Below are 306 nucleotides of genomic sequence, written 5' to 3'. Positions count from 1 at the left end.
TTCGGTTATTCGATCAACGCGCTCTCCTTGTTCGGCATGGTGCTGGCGATCGGGATCGTGGTCGACGATGCGATCGTGGTGGTCGAGAACGTCGAGCGTAATATTGCCTCGGGGCTATCGGCGCGCGACGCCACCTATCAGGCGATGCGCGAGGTGAGCGGGCCGATTGTGGCTATCGCGCTGACCCTGGTGGCCGTGTTCGTGCCGCTCGCGTTCATGTCGGGCTTGACCGGCCAGTTCTATAAGCAGTTCGCGATGACCATCGCCATCTCGACGGTGATCTCGGCGTTCAACTCGCTGACCTTG

At 61.1% G+C, this 306-nt stretch carries 1 protein-coding gene; it reads left to right on the top strand.

The window, feature by feature from the left end:
• Positions 1-306, top strand: a 306-nt coding sequence (locus GSQ77_RS24120; RefSeq protein WP_158906549.1) for an efflux RND transporter permease subunit, incomplete at both ends; no start/stop codon positions are given.

The sequence above is a fragment of the Burkholderia sp. L27(2015) genome, from assembly GCF_009765705.1.
GTDB lineage: Bacteria > Pseudomonadota > Gammaproteobacteria > Burkholderiales > Burkholderiaceae > LMUX01.
Note: the sequence above shows the minus strand (reverse complement) of the source record. Positions and strands in the feature narration are given on the sequence as shown.